The 23,553-nt window shown below is 70.5% G+C and carries 21 protein-coding genes and 1 pseudogene; 12 read left to right on the forward strand and 10 right to left on the reverse strand.

Translation table 11 applies throughout. From position 1 onward, the window contains the following. Positions 1-67: 67 nt before the first annotated feature. On the forward strand, positions 68-862 hold the full coding sequence (locus ACZ4EG_RS15850; RefSeq protein ID WP_467791013.1) for a methyltransferase: 795 nt from the start codon (positions 68-70) through the stop codon (positions 860-862). Between the two features lie 67 nt (positions 863-929). Here ACZ4EG_RS15850 and ACZ4EG_RS15855 read toward each other — a convergent pair whose 3' ends face one another. Further along, positions 930-1,844 carry a carbohydrate kinase family protein gene (locus ACZ4EG_RS15855; RefSeq protein ID WP_467791014.1) on the reverse strand — a complete coding sequence of 305 codons (915 nt, stop codon included), beginning with the start codon at positions 1,842-1,844 and terminating at the stop codon, positions 930-932. 47 nt (positions 1,845-1,891) lie between these two features. Continuing rightward, positions 1,892-2,800, reverse strand: a complete 909-nt coding sequence (locus ACZ4EG_RS15860; RefSeq protein ID WP_467791015.1) for a pseudouridine-5'-phosphate glycosidase — start codon at positions 2,798-2,800, stop codon at positions 1,892-1,894. A gap of 99 nt (positions 2,801-2,899) precedes the next feature. On the opposite strand from ACZ4EG_RS15860, the gene ACZ4EG_RS15865 reads away from it, so the two are divergent. Then, positions 2,900-3,328: a VOC family protein gene (locus ACZ4EG_RS15865; protein ID WP_363297198.1), complete on the forward strand. Its 429-nt coding sequence runs from the start codon at positions 2,900-2,902 to the stop codon at positions 3,326-3,328. A gap of 17 nt (positions 3,329-3,345) precedes the next feature. Here the strand turns inward: ACZ4EG_RS15865 and ACZ4EG_RS15870 are convergent, their stop codons facing one another. Together ACZ4EG_RS15870 and ACZ4EG_RS15875 are read right to left on the reverse strand one after the other, a co-directional pair. Continuing rightward, positions 3,346-3,900, reverse strand: a complete 555-nt coding sequence (locus ACZ4EG_RS15870; RefSeq protein WP_467791016.1) for a methylated-DNA--[protein]-cysteine S-methyltransferase — start codon at positions 3,898-3,900, stop codon at positions 3,346-3,348. 45 nt (positions 3,901-3,945) lie between these two features. Beyond that, positions 3,946-4,818, reverse strand: coding sequence for a glycerophosphodiester phosphodiesterase (locus ACZ4EG_RS15875; RefSeq protein ID WP_467791017.1), 873 nt, complete (start codon positions 4,816-4,818; stop codon positions 3,946-3,948). A 278-nt stretch (positions 4,819-5,096) separates the two neighbouring features. Here ACZ4EG_RS15875 and ACZ4EG_RS15880 point away from each other — a divergent pair, with 278 nt between their 5' ends. The 7 genes and pseudogenes from ACZ4EG_RS15880 to ACZ4EG_RS15910 all read left to right on the forward strand — a co-directional run. Next, positions 5,097-5,954, forward strand: coding sequence for an MHYT domain-containing protein (locus ACZ4EG_RS15880; RefSeq protein ID WP_467791018.1), 858 nt, complete (start codon positions 5,097-5,099; stop codon positions 5,952-5,954). A 39-nt stretch (positions 5,955-5,993) separates the two neighbouring features. Continuing rightward, a complete protein-coding gene (uvrB, locus tag ACZ4EG_RS15885) occupies positions 5,994-8,153 on the forward strand; it encodes an excinuclease ABC subunit UvrB (RefSeq protein ID WP_467791019.1) in 2,160 nt (719 codons plus the stop codon). 156 nt (positions 8,154-8,309) lie between these two features. Further along, positions 8,310-8,888, forward strand: coding sequence for a TerD family protein (locus ACZ4EG_RS15890; RefSeq protein ID WP_453548266.1), 579 nt, complete (start codon positions 8,310-8,312; stop codon positions 8,886-8,888). Between the two features lie 55 nt (positions 8,889-8,943). Further along, positions 8,944-10,923 (forward strand): TerD family protein, encoded by a 1,980-nt coding sequence (locus ACZ4EG_RS15895; RefSeq protein ID WP_467791020.1) that lies wholly within the window; start codon positions 8,944-8,946, stop codon positions 10,921-10,923. 234 nt (positions 10,924-11,157) lie between these two features. Further along, positions 11,158-12,159 (forward strand): TerC family protein, encoded by a 1,002-nt coding sequence (locus tag ACZ4EG_RS15900; protein ID WP_467791021.1) that lies wholly within the window; start codon positions 11,158-11,160, stop codon positions 12,157-12,159. 129 nt (positions 12,160-12,288) lie between these two features. Continuing rightward, positions 12,289-12,591: a hypothetical protein gene (locus ACZ4EG_RS15905; RefSeq protein WP_453548273.1), complete on the forward strand. Its 303-nt coding sequence runs from the start codon at positions 12,289-12,291 to the stop codon at positions 12,589-12,591. Between the two features lie 76 nt (positions 12,592-12,667). Continuing rightward, a pseudogene (locus tag ACZ4EG_RS15910) lies at positions 12,668-12,790 on the forward strand (ionic transporter y4hA); the annotation flags it as partial. A gap of 6 nt (positions 12,791-12,796) precedes the next feature. On the opposite strand, the gene ACZ4EG_RS15915 reads toward ACZ4EG_RS15910, so the two are convergent. Both ACZ4EG_RS15915 and ACZ4EG_RS15920 read right to left on the reverse strand, forming a co-directional pair. Further along, positions 12,797-14,095, reverse strand: a complete 1,299-nt coding sequence (locus ACZ4EG_RS15915; protein ID WP_467791123.1) for an MFS transporter — start codon at positions 14,093-14,095, stop codon at positions 12,797-12,799. Between the two features lie 92 nt (positions 14,096-14,187). Then, positions 14,188-15,234 (reverse strand): S66 family peptidase, encoded by a 1,047-nt coding sequence (locus ACZ4EG_RS15920; protein WP_467791022.1) that lies wholly within the window; start codon positions 15,232-15,234, stop codon positions 14,188-14,190. A gap of 101 nt (positions 15,235-15,335) precedes the next feature. Here ACZ4EG_RS15920 and aroQ point away from each other — a divergent pair, with 101 nt between their 5' ends. Next, entirely contained in the window at positions 15,336-15,809 is a 474-nt protein-coding gene (gene aroQ, locus ACZ4EG_RS15925; protein WP_467791023.1) for a type II 3-dehydroquinate dehydratase, read from the forward strand. Positions 15,810-16,127: 318 nt separating this feature from the next. On the opposite strand, the gene ACZ4EG_RS15930 is transcribed toward aroQ, so the two are convergent. Together ACZ4EG_RS15930 and ACZ4EG_RS15935 are read right to left on the reverse strand one after the other, a co-directional pair. Beyond that, entirely contained in the window at positions 16,128-16,784 is a 657-nt protein-coding gene (locus ACZ4EG_RS15930; protein ID WP_453548282.1) for an MBL fold metallo-hydrolase, read from the reverse strand. A 45-nt stretch (positions 16,785-16,829) separates the two neighbouring features. Beyond that, the gene (locus ACZ4EG_RS15935) at positions 16,830-17,519 is read right to left on the reverse strand and encodes a maleylpyruvate isomerase family mycothiol-dependent enzyme (RefSeq protein ID WP_467791024.1); all 690 of its coding nucleotides are present in this window, start codon (positions 17,517-17,519) and stop codon (positions 16,830-16,832) included. Between the two features lie 224 nt (positions 17,520-17,743). Here ACZ4EG_RS15935 and uvrA point away from each other — a divergent pair, with 224 nt between their 5' ends. Continuing rightward, positions 17,744-20,809: an excinuclease ABC subunit UvrA gene (gene uvrA / locus ACZ4EG_RS15940; protein ID WP_467791025.1), complete on the forward strand. Its 3,066-nt coding sequence runs from the start codon at positions 17,744-17,746 to the stop codon at positions 20,807-20,809. A 120-nt stretch (positions 20,810-20,929) separates the two neighbouring features. Here the strand turns inward: uvrA and ACZ4EG_RS15945 are convergent, their stop codons facing one another. Both ACZ4EG_RS15945 and ACZ4EG_RS15950 read right to left on the reverse strand, forming a co-directional pair. After that, entirely contained in the window at positions 20,930-21,841 is a 912-nt protein-coding gene (locus tag ACZ4EG_RS15945) for a carbohydrate kinase family protein (RefSeq protein ID WP_467791026.1), read from the reverse strand. Further along, entirely contained in the window at positions 21,838-22,899 is a 1,062-nt protein-coding gene (locus tag ACZ4EG_RS15950; RefSeq protein WP_467791027.1) for a LacI family DNA-binding transcriptional regulator, read from the reverse strand. The genes ACZ4EG_RS15945 and ACZ4EG_RS15950 overlap by 4 nt, the downstream gene beginning before the upstream one ends. Positions 22,900-23,105: 206 nt before the next feature. Between ACZ4EG_RS15950 and ACZ4EG_RS15955 the strand changes: the two genes are divergently transcribed. Beyond that, positions 23,106-23,534 (forward strand): Rieske (2Fe-2S) protein, encoded by a 429-nt coding sequence (locus ACZ4EG_RS15955; RefSeq protein ID WP_467791028.1) that lies wholly within the window; start codon positions 23,106-23,108, stop codon positions 23,532-23,534. Positions 23,535-23,553: the final 19 nt, after the last annotated feature.

The raw sequence follows: 23,553 nt of genomic DNA on the forward strand, positions 1-23,553 counted from the left end.
CGGGCCGTCTCGGCGTACCGGAGCGTCGACCGTTACGGACAAGCGGCGCAACTGGGAGGATCATGACATGACGCGCACCGACGGGTATCTCCTCGACAACCGGCAGACCGAGGCGGGCCGGCGCTTCGACGCCTTTGCCACCCTCTTCGACCCCACCACCTTCCGGCGCCTGGAGAGCCTGGGCCTCGGACCCGGCTGGCGCTGCTGGGAGGTCGGCGCCGGGGGCACCTCCGTGGTGTCCTGGCTGGCCAAGAAGGTCGGCCCGACCGGCAAGGTCGTCGCGACCGACATCGACACCACGCTCCTCGCCGCGGCCGGCCGCCCGCCCGTCGAGGTGCGTGTCCACGACGTCGGCACCGAGGAGCCGCCGGGGGAGGGGTTCGACCTCGTGCACGCCCGGCTCGTCCTCGTCCATGTGCCCGACCGCGAAAGGGCGTTGCGGTCGATGGTCGCGGCACTGCGGCCCGGCGGACGCCTTCTCGTCGAGGACGCCGACCCCGCCCTTCAGCCACTGATCTGCCCCGATGAGCACGGCCCTGAGCAGCGGCTGGCCAACCGGCTCCGGCAGGGCTTCCGCAAGCTGCTCGCCGACCGCGGCGCCGACCTGTCCTACGGCCGCAAGCTGCCGCGCCTGCTCCGCGAGGCCGGACTGCGTCAGGTGGAGGCCGACGCGTACTTCCCCGTCACCTCGCCGGCCTGCGCCGAGCTGGAGTCCGCCACCGTACGGCAGATCCGTGACCAACTCGTCGCCGCGGGCCTGGCCACCGACGAGGACATCGACCGGCATCTGGCCAACGTCGCCGCGGGCAGCATGGACCTGGCCACCGCGCCGATGATCTCGGCGTGGGGGCGCAAGGCGTGAGGTGACCGGCGGACGGGGGCCGGACACCGACGCGCCGGGCGCCTCGCCGTCAGCGGTCTCCTCGCCGTCAGCCCGGCACCGGAGGCCTGCCGCCCACCCCTTCCACAGCCAGCGCTCCCGCCCGGCATCCCCGCGCCACCGCGGCCTCGGGATCCGCGCCCCCGACGAGAGCGGCCAGGAACGCACCGGTGAAGGCATCGCCGGCGCCCGTGGTGTCCCGGGGCGTCGCCGGTGCGGCGGGCACACGGGCGAGTACGGTGCCGGACCGGGCCACCAGCGCGCCCTCCGCACCCAGCTTGGCCACCACCAGCGGGACGTGGCGGCTCAGCTTGGCCGCCGCGTCCGCCGGATCCGGCAGCCCCGTCAGCAGGTACGCCTCGTCACGGCTGGGCAGCAGAACGTCCAGCCCCTCGGTGAACGCCAGGAAGCGGTCCACCCCCAGCACCCGGAGGAAGCCCGCCGACGCGGGATCCAGACTCACCGGCACGCCACGCGCACGTGCCGCCGCCAGCGCCACCGCGGCAAGAGCCCGGCTCGACTCGGAGAACAGCAGGTAGCCCGACAGATGCAGCCGGGCGACCCCGTCCAGCGAGGCGTCCGACCAGTCGGCGGGTTCCAGCCGCAGGGACGCGCCGCTGTCCGTCAGAAACGTGCGCTCGGCCGAAGCGCCGGTGTCGACGAGACAGATCACCGTCCCGGTCGATGCCCGCGGGTCGACCACCAGTCGCGGCCGCACCCCGGCCGCGACCAGCTCCCGCTCGTGCCACGCCGCCGCGTCCGCGCCGACCCGCCCCAGCAGCCGTACGTCCGCACAGCCCGCGTGAGCGGCCCAGCAGGCCACGTTGGCACCCGCGCCGCCGGGCACCGTCCGGATCACGGCCGCTGTGTCCGTACCGCCCGCGAGCGGCCCCTGATGCCGGGCGACGACATCGGTGACCACGTCCCCGACGACCAGCAGCGCCCGGTCCCGCCCCGCCGTCACGGCTTGGCCGGCCGTATGCCGTGGCCCCGGTGCCTTTCGGCCCTCCGTCACCCGCGGGACCACGCCGCCGCGATCCGTGCCGCCAGGCGTACGTTGCCCCGGACCGCCGCCAGGTTGGCGCTCAGTGAGGCCCCGTCCGTGTGCCGGACCAGGTAGTCGAGCAGGAACGGCGTCACGGCCTGCCCGGTGACGCCCTCCTCCTCGCACGCGTGCAGCGCATCCTCCAGCACACGCGCGTGCAGGGCGGGATCGAGCTGTTCCTCCTCGGGGACGGGGTTGGCGACGATCAGCGCCGATTCGGGCACGCCGAGCGCGTCCTGCGCCCGCATGACCCCGGCCACCTCCTCCGGGCTCTGCAGCGTCCAGTCGACCGGGTGCCCGGAGTCGGACAGATAGAAGCCGGGGAACCGGTCCGTGCCGTATCCGGCGACGGCCACACCCAGCGTCTCCAGGCGCTGCAACGTGGCCGGCACGTCCAGGATCGACTTCACCCCCGCGCACACCACCGTGATCCGTGTGCGCGCCAGCAGCCCCAGGTCGGCGGACTCGTCCTGCGTGACCGTCCATTCCCGGTGCACACCGCCCAGCCCACCCGTCGCGAACACCCGGACCCCCGCCAGCGCCGCCAGCAGCGCGGTCGCCGACACCGTGGTCGCACCGCTCACCCCCGCCGACACGGCGAGCGGCAGATCGCGGTGGCCCAGCTTGCGGATCCCGTCCTCGTTGGCGACCCGTTCCAGTTGCTCCTTGTCCAGGCCGACGTGCGGCCGGCCGTCCAGCACGGCGATCGTCGCGGGTACGGCACCCTCCCGCCGTACCGCCTCCTCCAGCTCCAGCGCCACCCGCAGATTGCGCGGGCGCGGCAGCCCGTGCGCGATGATCGTGGACTCCAGGGCCACCACGGGTCGACGCGCGTCGATCGCCTCCCGTACTTCTTCGGACACCACCAGCACCACGCGCCTGCCTCCTGTCGGTCGGTTCTCCCTCATCCCTGGCGGGCCGCACGTCCCGTTAAACGCTTGCGACCTGTGGGGACTGCCACCAGCCTGGGCGGCATGACCAACAACACGACACGTCTCGACCATGTCGTCCTGTGGGTGAACGACCCGGTTGCCGCGGCCGACTTCTACGAGAAGGCGGTCGGCCTGGAGCCCCTGCGGGTCACCGAATTCACCGAGAAGAAGACGTCCTTCCCCTCCGTGCGCGTCAACGAGGAGACCATCCTCGACCTGGCCCCGCTCACCATGGCCGAGCGGATGAAGATGCTGCCCGGCTCCGTGGAGAGCGCGGGCCACCCCGTCAATCACGTCTGCCTGTCGCTGCCGTCGGACCGGTTCGACGCCCTGCGCGCCCGCCTGCAGGACAACGCCGTCCCCGTCTCCGACATCGCCCACGACGCGTACGGAGCGCGCGGAAAGGCCATCCGCAGCTTCTACTTCCGTGACCCGGACGGCAACGTCTTCGAGGCACGGCACTACGAGTAGCCGGCGCACCCGAGCCGTCAGAACAACGGCTCGGGCAGCACTCCCTCCAGGGCGAGCAGCTTCCGCTTGGTCTCCAGCCCGCCCCCGAACCCGCCGATGCCGCCGTCGCTCTCCACGACCCGGTGACACGGCACGACGACGGGCAGCGGGTTGGCGCCCATCGCCGCGCCCACCGCCTGCGCTGCGCCCGGCTGGCCGACCCGGCCGGCCAGAACGCCGTACCCGACGACCGAGCCGTACGGGACGCCGCTCGCCAGCTCGCGCAGCACCTGCCGGTTGAAACCGGAGATCAGTGACCAGTCCAGGGGCAGTTCGAAGGCGTGCCGCTCGCCCGCGAAGTACGCCTCGACCTGGCGTATCGCCTCGGCCAGCAGCGGCGATCCGGGTGCCTCGACGGGCTCGGTGCCCAGCCGGGCCGCCAGCCGCTCCAGCGACCGGTCGCGCTCCGCGTCGGTGGCGTGGAACACGACGTTGACCAGGCCGTCGCCGGTCGCCGCAAGGAGCAGCGGACCGATGGCGGTGCCCACGACGGTCCACACGACCTGCTGCTCGTACTGCCCGTGGCTGTCCATGGGCCCCACCGTACGACCCGCCACTGACAACGCCCGCCGGCCGGCTCAGTAGCCGGTCAGCGCCGCCCACACCACGTCGGGCTTGTTGGTGATGACGCCGTCGACGCCGTACCGCGTGACGGTCCAGGCGGTGGCCGCGTCGTTGACGGTCCAGGTGTACACCCCGAGCCTCCTGCCGTGCGGACCGTGGAACGCGTGCACGGTGGCGACATAGCTGCCGGAGATGGTCCCGTACGACGGGTTGATCAGATCGGTGAACCGCGCGTACCGGTACAGGTCGCGCAGCGGCGGTGTGCCGAGGAAGCCGGTCGTCAGGCCGGGCTTCAGATCATGGACGATGCGCAGACTGTCCGCGCTGAAGCTCTGCACGACCAGGCGGCCCAGGTGCGGCCTGTCCAGCCAGCCCTCGTTGCCGAGGAGCTTGAGGGTCTGCTGCTCGATGCCCGGGTACAGCTCGGGGTTCTTGATCTCCAGGAACAGCTTCTCGTGGTTGCTCTCGACCCGGCTCATGTACTGCTTCAGGGTCGGCACGTGCGTGCCCGCGTACCCGGGGCCGAACCAGCTGCCCGCGTCCAGCCGGGCGATCTCGGCGGCGGTGAAGTCCTTCACCTTCCAGGGCGCCCGGCCGGGGAAGACCTTCTCGACGTTCGTGGTGCGTTTGAGGCTGTCGTCGTGGATGACGACCAGTACGCCGTCCTTGGTGCGCTGCACGTCGTTCTCGACCCAGGAGAAGCCCAGCCGGGCCGCCTCGTCGATGGCGGGCAGGGTGTTCTCGGGAGCGTAGGCGGAAGCACCCCGGTGGGCGACGATCCGGGGCTGTTCGCCGACGTCGCCGGCCCGGGCGTCGGGAGTGGGCGCCAGCAGGGTGGCCGTCCCCAGGAGCGCGGTGGTCGTGGCGGCAACGGCGCGCGCGTGCATGCGTACTCCTCGCGTCGAGCGAATACGGACAGCACCAGAGTGACAGCAGAGCGTCAACAGGAGGGGGGCGCCGGACGGCCACGGAATGAATGGAGTTCCCCAAGTCCGCACACCGGTGCCGCACAAGTGGGGCAGGGGCGTGATTCTTTGCCGGAAAATCGTTCGACCATTCCGGTGGGGGTCATACTCTCCTCGTCAACCCTGACCGCTCGGAGCGGTCCTGGGACGGGGGCGAATTTCAGGTATTCCGGGACGCAAAGGGTGAAGGGCAGCCGCGCATGCAGGGCACGGTCGACGGATTCACGTACGGGATCGTCACCCCGCTGGTGGCCTATCTGATGGCCTGCCTCGGTGGAGCCCTCGGCCTGCGCTGTACGACCAGAGCCATGCTGGTGACCCAGTCCTGGCGCCCCGCCTGGCTCGTCCTCGGCTCGGCCGCGATCGGCTCCGGCATATGGACCATGCACTTCGTCGCCATGATGGGGTTCACCGTCAAGGAGACACCGATCCACTACGACAAATCGATGACGTACGCGAGCCTGGGCATCGCCGTCGTCATGGTGGGGATCGGGATCTTCATCGTCGGCTACCGCGGCGCCACCGGGACGGCGCTGTTCACCGGCGGCACGGTCACCGGTCTGGGCGTCGCCTCGATGCACTACCTCGGCATGGCCGGCCTGCGCCTCAACGGAAGCCTGCAGTACAACACGGTCACCGTCGCCGCCTCCGTCGTCATCGCGGTCGTGGCCGCCACCGCCGCCCTGTGGGCCGCGGGACAGGTGAGGGGCTTCCTGTGGAGCGTCGGCGCGAGCCTCGTCATGGGGCTCGCCGTCAGCGGCATGCACTACACCGGTATGGCCGCCCTCAGCGTCCATCTGCACGGCACCGGCTCGACCACCGCCGGTGAGTCGCCCGCGGCCCTGCTCGGCCCCATGCTGATCGGCCCTCTCGTCTTCCTCCTTCTCGCGGGCGTCGTCGTGATGTTCGATCCGCTGATGGTCATGGGCAAGCCCGACTGGACCCGCGTCGAGCACAAGCCGGGCATCCCGGCCGGCGCCGTCGTCCCGTCCCCGGGCCGCCGACCGCAGGTCCGCCAGCAGGGCCACCGCGGTTCCCGCACCCCGCAGAACCGGTGATCGGGACCCGTTGTCAGTGCGGGGTCGTACGGTGGATCCATGCGGCCCGTTTCCAACATCGAACGCACGGTGGCGCCCTTCGAGGTCGTCAGCTCCTACCAGCCCAGCGGCGACCAGCCGACGGCCATCGCCGACCTGGCCAGGCGCATCGAGGCCGGTGAGAGGGACGTCGTCCTGCTCGGCGCGACCGGCACCGGCAAGTCCGCCACCACCGCGTGGATGATCGAGAAGCTCCAGCGCCCCACGCTCGTGATGGCGCCGAACAAGACGCTGGCCGCCCAGCTGGCCAACGAGTTCCGCGAGCTCCTCCCGAACAACGCGGTCGAGTACTTCGTCTCGTACTACGACTACTACCAGCCCGAGGCGTACGTCCCCCAGTCGGACACCTACATCGAGAAGGACTCCTCGATCAACGAGGAGGTCGAGCGTCTGCGGCACTCCGCGACCAACTCGCTGCTCACCCGCCGCGACGTCGTCGTGGTCGCCTCGGTCTCGTGCATCTACGGCCTCGGTACTCCGCAGGAGTACGTGGACCGCATGGTCCCCCTCAAGGTCGGTGACGAGATCGACCGCGACGAACTGCTGCGCCGCTTCGTGGACATCCAGTACACCCGCAACGACATGGCGTTCAGCCGAGGCACCTTCCGTGTCCGCGGCGACACCATCGAGATCTTCCCCGTGTACGAGGAGCTGGCCGTCCGCATCGAGATGTTCGGCGACGAGATCGAGGCGCTGTCCACCCTGCACCCGCTCACCGGCGAGATCATCAGCGACGACCAGCAGCTGTACGTCTTCCCGGCCTCCCACTACGTCGCGGGCCCGGAGCGCATGGAGCGCGCCGTCAACGACATCGAGAAGGAGCTGGGCGAGCGCCTCGCCGAGCTGGAGAAGCAGGGCAAGCTCCTGGAGGCCCAGCGGCTGCGCATGCGGACCACGTACGACCTCGAGATGCTCCGCCAGATCGGCTCCTGCTCCGGTGTGGAGAACTACTCGATGCACTTCGACGGCCGCTTGCCCGGCTCCCCGCCCAACACCCTGCTCGACTACTTCCCGGACGACTTCCTCCTCGTCATCGACGAGTCGCATGTCACCGTGCCGCAGATCGGCGCCATGTACGAGGGCGACGCCTCCCGCAAGCGCACTCTCGTCGAGCACGGCTTCCGGCTTCCCTCCGCCCTGGACAACCGCCCCCTGAAGTGGGAGGAGTTCCAGGAGCGGATCGGGCAGGCCGTGTATCTGTCGGCGACCCCCGGTCCGTACGAACTGTCCCGCGGGGACGGCGTCGTCGAGCAGATCATCCGCCCCACCGGTCTCGTCGACCCGGAGGTCGTGGTCAAGCCCACCGAGGGGCAGATCGACGACCTGGTGCACGAGATCCGCAAGCGCACCGAGAAGGACGAGCGCGTCCTGGTCACCACGCTCACCAAGAAGATGGCCGAGGACCTCACCGACTACTTCCTCGAACTCGGCATCCAGGTGCGCTATCTGCACAGCGACGTCGACACCCTGCGCCGCGTCGAGCTGCTGCGCGAACTGCGCTCCGGCGAGTTCGACGTGCTGGTCGGCATCAACCTGCTCCGTGAGGGCCTCGACCTGCCCGAGGTGTCCCTGGTGGCGATCCTGGACGCCGACAAGGAGGGCTTCCTGCGCTCCGGCACCTCGCTGATCCAGACCATCGGCCGCGCGGCGCGCAATGTCTCCGGTCAGGTCCATATGTACGCCGACAAGATCACCCCGGCGATGGAGAAGGCCATCGACGAGACCAACCGCCGCCGGGAAAAGCAGGTCGCCTACAACAAGGCCAACGGCATCGACCCGCAGCCGCTCCGCAAGAAGATCAACGACATCGTGGCGCAGATCGCGCGCGAGGAGGTCGACACCGAGCAACTGCTCGGTTCCGGCTACCGCAGGACGAAGGACGGCAAGGGAGCCAAGGCCCCCGTCCCCTCGCTCGGCGACAAGGCGGCCAAGGCGGCCAAGGGGGCGAAGGTCAAGTCGGCCAAGGGCAAGGCCCAGGAGAAGGCCACGGTGCCGACGGACCGCCCCGCGGCCGAACTCGCCGAGCAGATCGAGGAGATGACGGAACGGATGCGCGCCGCCGCCGCGGACCTCCAGTTCGAGATCGCGGCCCGGCTGCGCGACGAGGTCTCCGAGATGAAGAAGGAGCTGCGCCAGATGCGGGAGGCCGGTCTGGCCTGACCTCGCAGTCAGTGCCGGACCCCGGCGCGTGCGCAGAGTGTTGCAACACCGACACAAACCGCGGGCCGGGGTTCGGCAGTGTCGGTGCCCGTGACTAGGGTTCTGGTCAACCGCAAGCAGTGCGGCAACAGGGGAAATCCGAGAGGGGAACCAGCCGTGTCCGTCAACATGACCAAGGGTCAGGCCATCAGCCTGGAAAAGAAGGATGGGGGCACCCTGACCGCGGTCCGTATGGGTCTCGGCTGGCAGGCGGCACCCAGGCGCGGGTTGTTCGGCTCGCGCACGCGGGAGATCGACCTGGACGCCTCGGCGGTGCTCTTCGCGGAGAAGCAGCCGGTCGACGTCGTCTTCTTCCGCCACCTCGTGAGCGACGACGGCTCCGTTCGCCACACCGGCGACAACCTCGTCGGCGGCGTGGGCCAGGGCGGTGACGACGAGGCCATCCTCGTCGACCTGGCGCGCGTCCCGGTCCACATCGACCAGATCGTCTTCACCGTGAACTCCTTCACGGGCCAGACCTTCCAGGAGGTGCAGAACGCGTTCTGCCGCCTGGTCGACGAGACCAACGGGCAGGAACTCGCGCGCTACACCCTGGCGGGCGGTGGCGCGTACACCGCGCAGATCATGGCGAAGGTGCAGCGGGTCGGCGCCGGTTGGACGATGACGGCCCTGGGTAATCCGGCCAACGGCCGTACCTTCCAGGACCTGATGCCGGCGATCCTGCCGCACCTGTAGGACCGCCGGAGGGCCCGGCGAGCGGCACACGACAACACGACACAGGGGGAAGGCGATGACGGCCGAGCTGGTGCGGGGGCAGAACCACCCGCTCTCGCAGGTCCGGCTCGAGATCCGGGTCTCGGCCGGTGTGCCCGTCGTGGCGGCGGCCACGCTGAGCGACGGCAACGGCAAGGCGCGCGGCGTCGAATGGGTGGCGCATCCGGGCGCGCCCGCGCTCCCCGGGCTCGAGGTCTCCAGGCAGGCGGCGGCCGACCATCGCCTTGCGGTGGACCTGGCCGCCATGCCGGAGGCCGTGCATTGCGTCAACGTGCTGCTCGCCCTGCCCGAGGGGGTGGGAGGCCCGACCCGTTTCGGCGGCGTCCCCGCCCCCTCCGTCGCGGTCACCGGCCTCGACGGCACCGGGATCGCCAGTTTCACCCTCACCGGCCTGGACGCCGAGTCGGCCGTCGTCGCCCTGGAGCTGTATCGCAGACAGGGCGCCTGGAAGGTGCGTGCCGTCGGCCAGGGCTATGCGGGCGGCCTCGCCGCGCTCCTCACCGACCAGGGCCTGCCCCAGGCCGTGGAACTCGCGGGCAGCATCCATGAGGCCGTGGCCCGGGGCGTGGCCCGGTCCGTCTCGGCGCCGCCATCGCGTCCGTCGGACGCCGACCGGTCCCGCCGGACGGCGCCCTCCGCACCGGGCCCGGCCCCACAGGGCACCTCGGACCCCGTGCCCCCTCACGGCACACAAGGACCGTACGGCGGCCATGTGCCCGGCTCCTCGTTCCCCCCGCAGCCCGACTCCACCGCTGCGCAACAGGCGCCCGCCGGCGGCCCGGTCGACTACACCCACCCGAACCGCCGGCACTCGACCCCGCCCCCGCCTCCGCCGCAGGCGCCCCCCGCCCTGCCCGGACAGCCCGCCGTGCCCGTCGCCGGTGACGCGGCCGGCTGGTCCATGGACGAGCGGCTGTACAACCAGGTCTGGGGCATGTTCGAGGACCTGGCCCGCACCACGGCCGCGTACCGCAGCGCCGTCGACTTCGCCGAATCCCGTATGGACAAGGAGATCGACCAGGTCCTGTCGGACCCGCGCAACCGGCTCGGCTCCTCGGGCGACGCCGAACGCGAGGCGGCCGGTGCCAAGCGGGCCCGGCTCGTCGAGCAGGCGAGAGTGGTGCTCGACCGTGATCTGGCCCAGCTGACCGCCGAGTGCGAGGTGGTCGAGCATGCGCTCCCGCCGGCGTACGCACGCTGGGACAACCCCGTCTGGCATGCCTACCGCGTACCGACGGAGTCCCCGATGGCCCTGCGCCTGGGCGACCTCCACCTGCCCGAGAGCGCTCCGCTGCGCGTCCCGATGCTGGTCCGGCTGCCCATGGAACGGGGCCTGTGGATCGACAGCGGCCCGAGGACGGGCCTCGACGATTCCTTCCCGGACCCCGGCGCGCTGCGGCATCTCGCGATGGAGACGGCGGTGGCGCTCGCGGTCCGGCTGCTCGCGGTCCACCCGGCGGGGGAGTTCACCGTGCATGTGATCGACCCGGCCGGTTCAGGGGCCCAGGCACTGGGGCCGCTGACGCGCAGCGGTGTGCCGGCGGCTCCGCCCGCGACCGGCGCGGCGGGCGTCGCGGATGTGCTGGGCCGGCTCACCCAACGCGTCGACCTGGTGCAGATGGCGCTGCGCGGTGGCGCGGCCGAGTCGTTGCCGCCGGGCATCGACATCGCGCAGCAGCTGCTGATCGTCAATGACTTCCCGCACGGCTTCGACGACCGGGCGGTGAACCAGCTGCGCTATCTCGCGGATGAGGGGCCGTCCGTCGGCGTGCATCTGCTGATGGTCGCGGACCGTGAGGACGCAGCCGCCTACGGCCCGCTGCTCGATCCCCTGTGGCGATCGCTCATGCGACTCACGCCGGTTCCCGACGACCACCTCGCCGACCCGTGGGTCGGGCATGCCTGGACGTACGAGCCGTCGCTCGTCCCGCCCGGCAGCGAGGTGCTCCACCGGGTGCTCGCACAGGTGGCCGCGGCCCGCACCAAGTACACGTAAAGTCCTCTGACTAGGGATTTTGACCTTTTCTTTGCCAAGGACTTTACCTTTCCTTGGTGATTGGGGTACTGTTTTCCGCACGGAGGGGAGTACTCCCTGTCTGCTGTGGCGTACCCGTCAATACGGATCAGGCCTGATCCCGGGGCGCCGGCCCCTCGTGGGCGGAAGAGACCTCCGGCAGCGACGACGCTGACTGTTTGCCGTTACGTTCTGCTACGCACTGCCGGAGGCGCAATGGATGTTTCCATGACCCTGTGGGTCCTCACCATCGCGGGCCTGGCCGCCCTCGTCGCGGTCGACTTCTTCATCGGCCGCAAGCCCCATGACGTGTCCATCAAGGAAGCCGGGATCTGGACGGTCGTCTGGATCGCCCTGGCCGGTCTCTTCGGGCTCGGCCTGCTCGTCTTCTCGGGTGGTCAGCCCGCCGGGGAGTTCTTCGCGGGCTTCATCACCGAGAAGTCGCTGAGCGTCGACAACCTCTTCGTCTTCGTCCTGATCATGGCGAAGTTCGCGGTGCCCTCGCAGTACCAGCAGCGGGTGCTGCTCGTGGGCGTGCTCATAGCCCTGGTCCTGCGGGCCGTTTTCATCGCCGCGGGAGCCGCGATCATCGCCGGCTTCTCGTGGGTCTTCTACCTCTTCGGCGCCTTCCTGATCTGGACTGCCTGGAAACTGGTCCAGGAGGCCCGGGCCGACGAGGAGGGCGAGGAGTACGAGGAGAACAAACTGCTGAAGGCGGCCGAGCGCAGATTCGGCGTGGCCGACCGCTACCACGGCACCAAGCTGTGGATCCAGCAGAACGGCAAGCGCGTGATGACGCCGATGCTGGTCGTGATGCTCGCGATCGGCACTACGGACGTGCTGTTCGCGCTCGACTCGATCCCCGCGATCTTCGGCCTGACCCAGGACCCGTACATCGTCTTCACCGCCAACGCCTTCGCCCTGATGGGCCTCAGGCAGCTGTACTTCCTCATCGGCGGCCTGCTGAGGAAGCTGGTGTACCTCTCGTACGGCCTGTCCGTGATCCTGGGCTTCATCGGCGTCAAACTGGTGCTGCACGCACTGCACGAGTCCGGGGCGCACGTCCCGGAGATCAGCACTCCGGTCTCGCTCGGCGTGATCTGCGCGGTCCTGATCGTCACCACGGTCACCAGCCTGCTGGCGTCCCGGAAGCAGGCGGCGCTCGAAGCGGCGCGGGTGCCCGGCGAAGGCGCTCCGAAGGGCAGCGTCGACGCCTGACCGCGACGGACGTAGGAACAACGGTCCTCGGGAGTGGTGCGGGGTGATTGCCGCGCATCGCTCCCGATGCTTCGTTGGGGGCACAGCGCGTCCCCGGCCGGGGACGCCGCCGCCCCGGTGGAGGCATCCATGAAGTTCGTCCAGATCATCGACTTCGAGACAGACCGCATCGAGGAGATGCGGGCCCTGTCCGAGGACATGGAGAAGCGCTTCGCGGGCCGCGAGAACAGCCCCACGCGCCGTCAGATCCTCGCGGACAGGAATCAGCCGGGCCGCTATCTCGCGGTGATCCAGTTCGACTCCCACGAGGAGGCCATGCGCAACAGCAGTGACCCCGAGACGAGCAAGTTCGCCGAGCAGATGGCCGCGCTGTGCACCCGGCCGCCGGCCTTCACCGACTGCGACGTCGTGGAGATGAGCGACCTCACCTGACCGGGACCGAAAGCCGCACCACCCGGGGGCCCGTGCCGCGCCGGCGCCGGGCCTCCGGCACCGGAAAGGACCGGAACTGTTCGCGCTGACCATCGTGGTGAGCTCCCTGACGGTCGTGCCCGGACGGGCCACGCCGCTGCAGGGCGGCGTGCACCTGGTGCTGTTCGCCGCGTATCTGGAGCTGGCGATCAATCCGTAGCGGACCTCACCCGCCCGTCGCCGGACCACCCGTCACGCCCGCGGCGGGTTCCATCGCCGCCACCGGCACCGGGCGGGTCTCCGGCAGCAGTGCGAAGCACCCCAGGCTGAGCAACGCGATCCCCGTCAGATACGCGCCCACACCCCACGGAACGCGCCCGCCGTGCTCCGCGAGCGCCGTCGCCACGATCGGCGTGAGCGCGCCCCCGAGGACCCCCCCGAGGTTGTAGCCCACCGCGGCTCCCGTGCACCGCACCCGCGGCTCGTACAACTCCGGCAGATAGGCGGCGATCACCGCGAACATGGTGATGAACGCTGCCAGCGCCACCAGGAAACCGAGGAACATCAGCAGCGGCTCGGCCGTCGCCAGCAGCGCGACCATCGGGAACATCCACACGGCGATCGCCGTGCACCCCGCCAGGCACAGCGGCCGCCGCCCGTAGCGGTCGCCGAGCAGCGCCATCACGGGCGTGAGGGCCCCCTTCACCACCACGGCGGCCATGATGCAGGTCAGCATGACGGTACGGCTCACCCCGAGCCGCTCGGTCCCATAGGCCAGGGACCAGGTCGTCACCGCGTAGAACACCGCGTATCCGACGGCAAGCGCCCCGGCCGTCAGCAGCACCAGCCGCCAGTGGTGCCGTACGACGTCGACGAGCGGTACGCGCGCGTGGTCCTCGATTTCGAGGAACCGGGGGCTCTCGGTGAGCGAGGAACGCAGCCACAGACCGGCCACGGCCAGCGCTCCGGCCGCCCAGAACGGCACTCGCCATCCCCACTGCGCGAACTGCGCGTCGGACAGCGTCGCCGACAGCACCAGCATCACGCCATTGGCGAGCAGGAAGCCGATGGCGGGCCCGATCTGCGGAAAGCTCGACCACAGCGCACGTCGCCCGGTGGGCGCGTGTTCCGCGGTCAGCAGCACCGCCCCGCCCCACTCCCCGCCGAGCCCCAGCCCCTGCAGGAAGCGCAGGAGGAGCAGCAGCAGGGGAGCGGTGACGCCGATCGAGCCGTACGTCGGCAGACACCCGACCGCGACCGTCGAGGCACCGGTCAGCAGGAGCGAGAGGACGAGAACGGGCCGCCGCCCGCGCCGGTCCCCGATGTGCCCGAAGAGCATCGAGCCCAGCGGCCGGGCCACGAACCCCACCCCGAACGTCCCGAAGGCCGCCAGCGTCCCCGCCACGGGTGAGAACGTCGGGAAGAACAGCGGCCCCAGGACGAGGGCCGCCGCCGTCCCGTAGACGAAGAAGTCGTAGAACTCGATCGCGGTCCCGGCGAGGGAGGCGGCGGCCATCCGCAGCATGGAGGGCGCCCTTACGACGCGTACATCGTGCATGCCGCGTCAACTACCCACGGTGACCACTGGTTACGGGGCGCGGGGGAGCGCGGCCCGCGTCAATAGGTGACGATGATGCGCCGGGCCGGTCCGTCCACGCGGATCACGCCCCCATAGGGGATGACGACTTGGGGATCGGTGTGGCCCAGATCCACATCGAAGACGACGAGCATGTTCGGCGCATATGTCTTCAGCGCGCGCTCCACGGCCTCACGCTGCTCCGTCGCGTAACGCGCCGCCTCCTCCGGAGTGTTGGGCCGCTCGAAGGACCAGCTCTTGGGGCGGCCCATCAGCAGGGCGGAGAACCGCTGCAGCAGGCCACGCTCGCCGAAGTTGCGCAGGGTCCGGAAGACCTCCGCGGCGCTCGGCAGTTCCTCGGAGGTCTCCAGGAACAGGACGCCGCCGTCGTACTCCGCGAGGTCGTGCGAGACCTCGCGGTCGGCCATCAGCAGCCACCCGAGGATCTCCAGGTTTCCGCCCCAGCCACGGCCCTCGACGACCCGCTCGGCGTTCCGCCAGGTCCAGCCGGTGCCGGGGCGGGACGGCGGTTCCGCGTCGAAGGTGGCGGGGTCGGCCCAGTCGCGGTTGACGTCGTTCCAGCGCTCGGCGGGCCGGAGTTCGTACTCGCCGGAGGTGAACAGCGCGGCCCTGAGGGACTCGGCGGTCTGCGGGTGCAGGGCGCCGGGGCGGCCCAGCTCGCACATCACGGTGGCACCGTGGTAGCCGACGATCCCGGCATTGCGCAGGTACGCGAGCAGGTTCGTGTTGTCGCTCATCCCGAAGAAAGGCTTCGGGTTGGCCCGGATCAACTCCCGGTCCAGCAGCGGCAGTACCGTGATCTGGTCCTCGCCGCCGATCGTGGCGATGACCGCCTTGACGTCCGGGTCGGCGAAGGCCGCGTGGATGTCGTCGGCGCGGTCCTGCGGCGACGTGCCCATCTTCCTGGTCGTCGGGTACTCCACCGGCACGAGGCCGTACTCCTCGCGCAGCCGCCGCAGGCCGAGTTCGTAGGGCCGTGGGAAGAGTTCCGCCAGCCCGGACGAGGGGGAGATGACGGCCATGCGGTCGCCCGGCTCGGGCTTGGGAGGGTACGAAGGCGTCGTCATGCCGGGAGAGTACGGGCCCTTGTCTCCTCGCCGCACCGTGATAAACCGGGTCTGAGCAGCGGTCCCTTGTCGACCGCCCACCCGAACGGACCGGAGGAACCGTGCCCCGCACCCTGGCCAACGCCCCGATCATGATCCTCAACGGGCCCAACCTCAATCTGCTCGGTCAGCGTCAGCCGGAGATCTACGGCTCCGACACGCTCGCCGACGTCGAGGCCCTGTGCGCCAAGGCCGCGGCGGCGCACGGCGGGACGGTGGACTTCCGGCAGTCCAACCATGAGGGCGAGTTGGTGGACTGGATCCACGAGGCGCGGCTCCACCACTGCGGGATCGTCATCAACCCCGGCGCCTACTCGCACACGTCCGTCGCGATTCTGGACGCACTGAACACCTGCGACGGCATGCCGGTCATCGAGGTGCACATCTCCAACATCCACAAGCGCGAGTCGTTCCGGCACCACTCGTACGTCTCCCTGCGCGCCGACGGCGTCATCGCGGGGTGCGGCGTGCAGGGATATGTGTTCGGCGTGGAGCGGGTGGCGGCGCTGGTGGGGGCCGCACAGGCCGACGCGTAGCGTTTGAAAAGGCGACTGACGCCCTATGGGCACTGACGCCTCACGAGCACTGACGCCTCACGGGCACTGACGTCCTCATAGGTGCTCAGGCCTGGGCCGCCGGCCGAGGGCGGGGTTCGGAAGGCCGGCGGCCCATACCGCGCAGGAGCCGTCATCCTGTGCGGGGCTGCTTCCAGTTGACTGCGCGGCAGCGTGCACCGGGAGCGCGCGCGGGTCACCGGCGCGTGCGAATGATTCACACGGGGCGCGCGCAACGCGCTTGCGCGGGGCGCACGTATGAAGTTCGCGCCGGGCTCGGCGTACTGGCCGGGGCCGCGCTCACCACCCGCGCGCGTGCCACTCCGGCAGATGCGGGCGCTCGGCGCCCAGTGTGGTGTCGTTGCCGTGCCCCGGGTAGACCCAGGTCTCGTCCGGCAGTACGCCGAAGATCTTCGTCTCGACGTCATGGATCAGACTGGCGAAGGCCTTCGGATCCTTGCGCGTGTTGCCCACGCCGCCCGGGAACAGACAATCCCCGGTGAAGACGTGCGGGTGGCCGTGCGGGTCGTCGTAGACCAGCGCGATCGACCCCGGAGTGTGCCCCACCAGATGGCGCGCGGTGAGCTCCACACGCCCCACCCGGATCACATCACCGTCGTCGACCAGGACATCGGTCGGCACCGGGATGCCGGGGGCGTCCTCCCGCCCGGCGTACGTACGCGCGCCCGTGACCGCCACGACCTCGCCGAGCGCCTGCCAGTGGTCACCGTGCTGATGCGTGGTGACGACGGATGCGATGCCGTCGTCACCGATCATGCCGAGCAGTGTCTGCGCCTCGTTGGCGGCGTCGATCAGTAGCTGCTCGTCCGTGGCCCGGCAGCGCAGCAGATAAGCGTTGTTGTCCATCGGGCCGACCGCGATCTTGGTGATCATCAGGTCCTTCAGCTCGTGCACGTCCGCCGGTCCGCCGACCGTCACCTCACCGCTGTACGTCATGGCGGCAGCCTATAGCGGGGGAGCGGACCGGGCGGCGTCCACGTGCTACAGCGGGGGGAGCGTCGGAAGTCCGCCGCCCTTCACCGTCAGCCCCGAGCCGTCCCGGCGGCCGGCCAGCCAGCCGAGGAGATCGGCGGCGGTGCCCTCCACCGCGATCGGGCCGCCCGCCGCGCCGCCGCCCGTGGTCCAGGTGCGGCCGCCGTCGGCGACCAGAGCGGTCGAGGGCACGCTCCCGTGTCCGCCGAAGCGCTCGGCGAGGAAGTCGATCTCCCGCTCCGTGAACTCCGCCGGAAGATCCTCCAGCTCGTACCCGATCCCCAGGTCCACATGGTGCAGCTCGACCTCGACCCACCGCCGGAACGGCAGCCGGGACGCCGAGTCGGTGACCCCGTTGCGCAGCTCCACCGTGCGCGCCCAGTCCGCGGGCGCGGCCCCGGCCGCCTGGAAGCGCGCGCCGCTCTCGCGCAGGTCGGCGAGCTGGACGTCGAGGGCGCGCGGGGCGTCCCGCTCGATGTCGGCGTCCCGGGCCTCCCCCGATGCGTACATGGGGCGCCCTTCGAGGACGTTCACCAGCGCGTCCGCGTTGCGGGCGAGGTGGGCGAGGACATGGCCACGGCTCCAGCCGGGCAGCCGTGACGGCTCGGCGGTGGACGCGTTGTCCAGTGCGGCGGCTGCGGTGAGGAGCCGTTCGGTCGCGTCACGTACAGACGCCAGGTCACGCGCGTGATCAATCATGAGGCCGACCCTAACCCCGCCACTCCTTCGGGTGAAGGTGGCGGGTCAGCCCGGCAAATCGAATGTGCGTGCTATATGGTCGGGTGCGGCGTCGGGCATGCTGGATGGCCGGGGATTGTTTACCGAACCGGGAATCCGACCGGCGTTGTCAGTGGCTCCCCCTAGTCTGAAGAACGACGGGGGCCCCGCCCCTGTCACTTCTCTCAAGAAAGGTGCGGACCGGCGTGGCCGACCGTCTCATCGTCCGTGGCGCGCGCGAGCACAACCTGAAGAATGTCTCGCTCGACCTGCCACGCGACTCGCTCATCGTCTTCACGGGCCTGTCGGGTTCGGGCAAGTCCTCGCTGGCGTTCGACACGATCTTCGCCGAGGGCCAGCGGCGTTACGTGGAGTCGCTCTCCTCGTACGCCCGTCAGTTCCTCGGCCAGATGGACAAGCCGGACGTCGACTTCATCGAGGGCCTCTCCCCGGCGGTCTCCATCGACCAGAAGTCGACCTCGCGCAACCCGCGCTCGACGGTCGGCACCATCACCGAGGTCTACGACTACCTGCGGCTGCTCTTCGCGCGCATCGGCAAGCCGCACTGCCCCGAGTGCGGCCGCCCCATCTCGCGTCAGTCGCCGCAGGCGATCGTCGACAAGGTCCTGGAGCTGCCGGAGGGGAGCCGCTTCCAGGTGCTCTCCCCGCTGGTGCGCGAGCGCAAGGGGGAGTTCGTCGACCTGTTCGCGGACCTCCAGACCAAGGGCTACAGCCGCGCGCGCGTGGACGGCGAGACCATCCAGCTCTCCGACCCGCCCACCCTGAAGAAGCAGGAGAAGCACACCATCGAGGTGGTCGTCGACCGCCTCACGGTGAAGGGTCGTGTCGGAGACGCGCAAAAAGAGCACAGCGCCAAGCGCCGGCTCACCGACTCCGTGGAGACCGCCCTCGGCCTGTCCGGCGGCATGGTCGTGCTCGACTTCGTCGACCTCCCCGCGGACGACCCCGAGCGCGAGCGCATGTACTCGGAGCACCTGTACTGCCCGTACGACGACCTGTCCTTCGAGGAGCTGGAGCCGCGCTCCTTCTCCTTCAACTCGCCCTTCGGCGCCTGCCCCGAGTGCACCGGCATCGGCACGCGCATGGAGGTCGACGCGGAACTGATCGTCCCGGACGAGGACAAGTCCCTCGACGAGGGCGCCATCCACCCCTGGTCGCACGGGCACACCAAGGACTACTTCGGCCGCCTGATCGGCGCCCTGGCGGACGCGCTGGGATTCCGTACGGACATCCCCTTCGCCGGGCTGCCACAGCGGGCCAAGAAGGCCCTGCTCCACGGCCACAAGACGCAGATCGAGGTCCGCTACCGCAACAGGTACGGCCGTGAGCGCGTGTACACCACGCCCTTCGAGGGTGCCGTCCCCTTCGTCAAGCGGCGGCACAGCGAGGCCGAGAGCGACGCCAGCCGCGAGCGCTTCGAGGGCTATATGCGCGAGGTGCCCTGCCCCACCTGTCAGGGCACGCGCCTGAAGCCGATCGTCCTCGCGGTCACGATCATGGACAAGTCGATCGCCGAGGTCTCCGCGATGTCCATCAGTGACTGCGCGGACTTCCTGGGCGAGCTGAAGCTCAACGCCCGAGACAAGAAGATCGCCGAGCGGGTGCTGAAGGAGGTCAACGAGCGGCTGCGGTTCCTGGTCGATGTCGGCCTGGACTACCTCTCGCTCAACCGCGCGGCCGGCACGCTCTCCGGCGGCGAGGCCCAGCGCATCCGCCTGGCCACCCAGATCGGCTCCGGCCTGGTCGGCGTCCTGTACGTGCTGGACGAGCCGTCCATCGGTCTGCACCAGCGCGACAACCACCGGCTGATCGAGACCCTGGTCCGGCTGCGCGACATGGGCAACACGCTCATCGTCGTCGAGCACGACGAGGACACCATCAAGGTCGCCGACTGGGTCGTCGACATCGGCCCCGGCGCGGGCGAGCACGGCGGCAAGGTCGTGCACAGCGGCTCGCTCAAGGAGCTGCTGGCCAACGCCGAGTCGCAGACCGGTCAGTATCTGTCCGGCAAGAAGTCGATCCCGCTGCCCGACATCCGGCGCCCGCAGGACCCGTCCCGCCGGCTCACGGTGCACGGCGCCCGCGAGAACAACCTGCAGGACATCGACGTCTCCTTCCCGCTGGGCCTGTTCACGGCCGTCACGGGCGTGTCCGGCTCCGGCAAGTCGACGCTGGTCAACGACATCCTCTACACGCACCTGGCCCGCGAGCTGAACGGCGCGAGGAACGTCCCAGGGCGGCACACGCGCGTGGACGGCGACGACCTCGTCGACAAGGTCGTGCACGTCGACCAGTCGCCCATCGGCCGCACCCCGCGGTCCAACCCGGCGACGTACACCGGCGTCTTCGACCACGTCCGCAAGCTGTTCGCCGAGACGGCCGAGGCGAAGGTCCGCGGCTATCTGCCCGGCCGCTTCTCCTTCAACGTCAAGGGCGGCCGCTGCGAGAACTGCGCGGGCGACGGCACCATCAAGATCGAGATGAACTTCCTCCCGGACGTCTACGTCCCGTGCGAGGTCTGCCACGGCGCCCGCTACAACCGGGAGACCCTGGACGTCCACTACAAGGGCAAGTCCATCGCCGACGTGCTGAACATGCCGATCGAGGAGGCGACGGAGTTCTTCGGGGCCGTCCCCGCGATCGCCCGCCACCTCAACACGCTGAAGGACGTCGGACTCGGCTATGTCCGGCTCGGCCAGTCCGCGACCACCCTGTCCGGCGGTGAGGCGCAGCGCGTCAAGCTCGCCAGCGAACTGCAGAAGCGCTCCACCGGCCGTACGGTCTACGTCCTGGACGAGCCGACCACCGGTCTGCACTTCGAGGACATCAGCAAGCTGCTGAAGGTCCTGTCCGGCCTGGTCGACAAGGGCAACACGGTCATCGTCATCGAGCACAACCTCGATGTGATCAAGACCGCCGACTGGGTCGTCGACATGGGCCCGGAGGGCGGCGCCGGCGGCGGTCTCGTCGTCGCCGAGGGCACGCCGGAGGAGGTCGCCGGGGTCCCGGCCAGCCACACCGGCAAGTTCCTGCGCGAGATCCTCGGCGCCGACCGGATCAGCGACGCGGCGTCGGTGCCGGCCCAGCGCAAGACGGCGGCCAGGAAGACGGTCGCCGCCAAGTCGACGGCGAAGAAGACGGCCACGGCCCGCACGACCAGGACCGCCAACAACACGGCGACCGAGAAGGCGGCCGCGGTCACCAAGAAGGCGGCACCCGCGAAAAAGACGACGCGGGCACGGAAGGCGTGAGCCGGCCGGCGGCCACGTCCTGACGAATCATCGGAAAACGGTGCCCCGCGGGAACTCCCCGCGGGGCACCGCTCGTTCCATCAGCAGCCACCCTGGCCCTGGAGGGTGTGGAAAGTGCAGCTAGAACTCCCCGAGTTCGGCGGCGAACGGCGGTTCCGCCCCCGCCCGTGAACACGTCACCGCCGCCGCACGCGCCGCGAACCGCAGCAGCCGTGTCCAGCCGTCGGCACCCAGCCCGGCCAGCGCCTCGGCCGAGAGGGCGTCCTGCGCGGACAAGCCGTGCAGCAGCGCCGCGTTCACCGTGTCGCCGGCGCCGATCGTGTCGACGACCTCGACCTTCTCGCCCGGCACGGAGTGCTCCGCGCCGTCCCGGGTGAAGACGGTGAGACCGTCGCCGCCCCGGGTGATCACCACGGCCGAGGGGCCGGCGGCCAGCCACTCGCGCGGGGTGCCGCCCAGCCACTGGGCGTCCTCCTCGGAGACCTTCAGCAGCGTCACCGACGGCAGCCAGTTCCTGAAGCGCGCCCGGTAGGCATCCGCGTCCGGGATCAGGCCCGCCCGGATGTTCGGATCGAGCGCGGTGAAGAGTCCCTGCCCGGCCGCGGTCCGCATCAGCTCCTCGTAGGCGCTCGCCCCCGGTTCCAGGACGAGAGAGCAGGTCCCGAAGGACACCGCGCGTGCCATGGCCGGGAGCTCGGCGGGGGCAGTGAACAGCCGGTCGGCGGTGCCTTCGACATAGAAGGAGTAGGCGGCCGACCCGTTCCCGTCGATCGTGGCGACCGCGAGGGTGGTCGGCTCCGTGCCGCGCTGCACGCCGGAGACCTCCACGCCGGCCCGGCGCAGCCCGTCGAGCAGGGCCTCGCCGAAGGCGTCGTACGAGGTGCGGGAGCAGAAGGCGGTGGGGGAGCCGAGACGGCCGAGGGCCACGGCCGTGTTGTAGGGGCCGCCGCCGAGCGCCGGCTTCAGGCCCGCCAGGGCGCCCGCACCCTGCGGTACGAGGTCGATCAGTGCCTCACCGGCGACGACGATCACGAGTCGCTTCCTTTCCTGGACTGGTCGGCGGCCCACTCGGGCCGCTCCGGGCAGCCGCACGACGTGCGGTGGACGAGGGTGCAGGGCAGCCGCACGGTCCGGGCGGGCCGGTCCGGCGCGGCCAGGCGGTCGAGCAGTACCCGGACGGCCTGCGCGCCGATCTCCTTGCTGGGCTGGGCGATCGCGGTGAGCCGGGGCGAGAACAGGTCCGCCCAGGCGAAGTCGTCGAAGCAGCACAGGGCGATGTCGTCGGGCACGCTCAGGCCGCGCTCGCGCAGGGCGCGCAGGGCACCGATGGTCATCGCGTTGTTGGCGGTGATCAGTGCCGTCGGTGGGTCGGCGAGGGAGAGCAGGTCCGAGGTGGCCCGCTCGGCGCGTGCCGACTCGGAGTTGCCCGGGGCCACGAGGTGTTCGTCGTGGGCCAGGCCGGCGGCGGCCAGGCCCTGCCGGTAGCCGGTGATCCGCTCGCCGGTGGTGCTGAGCCCGGGCAGGCCCGCGACCAGGCCGATCCGGCGGTGGCCCCGTTCGGCGAGGTGGGTGACGAGCCGGGCCATCGGGTCGGTGTTCTCGGCGCAGACCTGGTCGAAGCGCGGGGTGCCGTCGGTGGGGGCGTCGATCACGCGGTCCAGGAACACGGTCGGCACGGCGTGGCGGCCCAGATAGGCGACGAGCTCCCGAGGGTCGGCGGAGGCGGCGACGATCATGCCGTCCACCCGTCGCTCGTGCAGGAGCTGTACGACCTTGCGTTCGTGCGCGGGGTCGTCGTGCGGGTCGGCGATGAGCAGGCTGTAGCCCTCTTCCAGGGCGGCGGCCTCGACGCCCTGGAGGATCTCCGTGAAGTAGGGATTGCGGATCGCCGAGACCGCGAGCCCGATGGAGCGGGTGCGGGAGGTCACCAGGGAGCGGGCGAGCGTGTTGGGCGTGTAGCCGAGCTCGTCGATCGCGTCCAGCACCGCCCGTCGGGTGTGGGGCAGCACCGGACGCGTGCCGTTCAGCACGTGGGAGACGGTCGCCACGGAGACTCCGGCGCTCCGTGCGACGTCGGCCATGGTGGGCATCGGGTTCCTTCCCTGGGCCGCGGTGGCCTTCTGGCGGGGAAGGTATCCCATCCGGCGACGCACGTAAACGCTTGCGCAAACGTTTACGTCCCTGCCTTGCGTCCACCTTGTGCCCACTTCCCGCTACTTCGACCCGCTCCGGCCCGTGATGACCGCCCCAGGTATCGTCGGCCTGCATCACCCGCCCCGAACAGTGGAGACACCCGATGTCCGCCCGACCCTCAGCGAGCCGCCGTACCGTCCTTCGAGGGGCCGCCGTCACTCCGCTCGCCGGCCTCGGCCTCACCGCCTGTGCGGGGGTCGGGGGCGGTGTCACCGCGGACTCGACGCCGACCGCGCCCGTCGAGCTCGGCGCCGAGAGCGAGGTCGCCAAGGGGAGCGCGAAGCTGTACCGGGACCACAACGTGGTGGTCAGCCGGGACGGGAACGGCACGCTCAAGGCGTACAGCACGATCTGCACGCACGCCGGGTGCGCCATCAACAAGCTTCAGGGGACGACGCTGATCTGCCCGTGCCACGGGAGCGAGTTCGACGCCGTGACCGGAAAGGTCGTGCAGGCCCCGGCCACGGTGCCGTTGAGCGAGCTGCCGGTCAAGGCCACGAACGGCAAGATCATCGCGGGTCCCGGCGCCTGATCACCGGATGACCGGGGAG

The organism is Streptomyces sp. NPDC025638 (genome assembly GCF_055558775.1).

Excerpts from the sequence above, each read along its gene's own strand:
- ACZ4EG_RS15850 (WP_467791013.1), top strand. The coding sequence starts at position 68 with ATGACGCGCACCGACGGGTATCTCCTCGACAACCGGCAGACCGAGGCG.
- ACZ4EG_RS15865 (WP_363297198.1), top strand. The coding sequence starts at position 2,900 with ATGACCAACAACACGACACGTCTCGACCATGTCGTCCTGTGGGTGAAC.
- ACZ4EG_RS15870 (WP_467791016.1), bottom strand. The coding sequence starts at position 3,900 with ATGGACAGCCACGGGCAGTACGAGCAGCAGGTCGTGTGGACCGTCGTG.
- ACZ4EG_RS15875 (WP_467791017.1), bottom strand. The coding sequence starts at position 4,818 with ATGCACGCGCGCGCCGTTGCCGCCACGACCACCGCGCTCCTGGGGACG.
- ACZ4EG_RS15880 (WP_467791018.1), top strand. The coding sequence starts at position 5,097 with ATGCAGGGCACGGTCGACGGATTCACGTACGGGATCGTCACCCCGCTG.
- uvrB (WP_467791019.1), top strand. The coding sequence starts at position 5,994 with ATGCGGCCCGTTTCCAACATCGAACGCACGGTGGCGCCCTTCGAGGTC.
- ACZ4EG_RS15895 (WP_467791020.1), top strand. The coding sequence starts at position 8,944 with ATGACGGCCGAGCTGGTGCGGGGGCAGAACCACCCGCTCTCGCAGGTC.
- ACZ4EG_RS15900 (WP_467791021.1), top strand. The coding sequence starts at position 11,158 with ATGGATGTTTCCATGACCCTGTGGGTCCTCACCATCGCGGGCCTGGCC.
- ACZ4EG_RS15905 (WP_453548273.1), top strand. The coding sequence starts at position 12,289 with ATGAAGTTCGTCCAGATCATCGACTTCGAGACAGACCGCATCGAGGAG.
- ACZ4EG_RS15915 (WP_467791123.1), bottom strand. The coding sequence starts at position 14,095 with ATGCTGCGGATGGCCGCCGCCTCCCTCGCCGGGACCGCGATCGAGTTC.
- ACZ4EG_RS15920 (WP_467791022.1), bottom strand. The coding sequence starts at position 15,234 with ATGACGACGCCTTCGTACCCTCCCAAGCCCGAGCCGGGCGACCGCATG.
- ACZ4EG_RS15930 (WP_453548282.1), bottom strand. The coding sequence starts at position 16,784 with ATGACGTACAGCGGTGAGGTGACGGTCGGCGGACCGGCGGACGTGCAC.
- ACZ4EG_RS15935 (WP_467791024.1), bottom strand. The coding sequence starts at position 17,519 with ATGATTGATCACGCGCGTGACCTGGCGTCTGTACGTGACGCGACCGAA.
- ACZ4EG_RS15950 (WP_467791027.1), bottom strand. The coding sequence starts at position 22,899 with ATGCCCACCATGGCCGACGTCGCACGGAGCGCCGGAGTCTCCGTGGCG.
- ACZ4EG_RS15955 (WP_467791028.1), top strand. The coding sequence starts at position 23,106 with ATGTCCGCCCGACCCTCAGCGAGCCGCCGTACCGTCCTTCGAGGGGCC.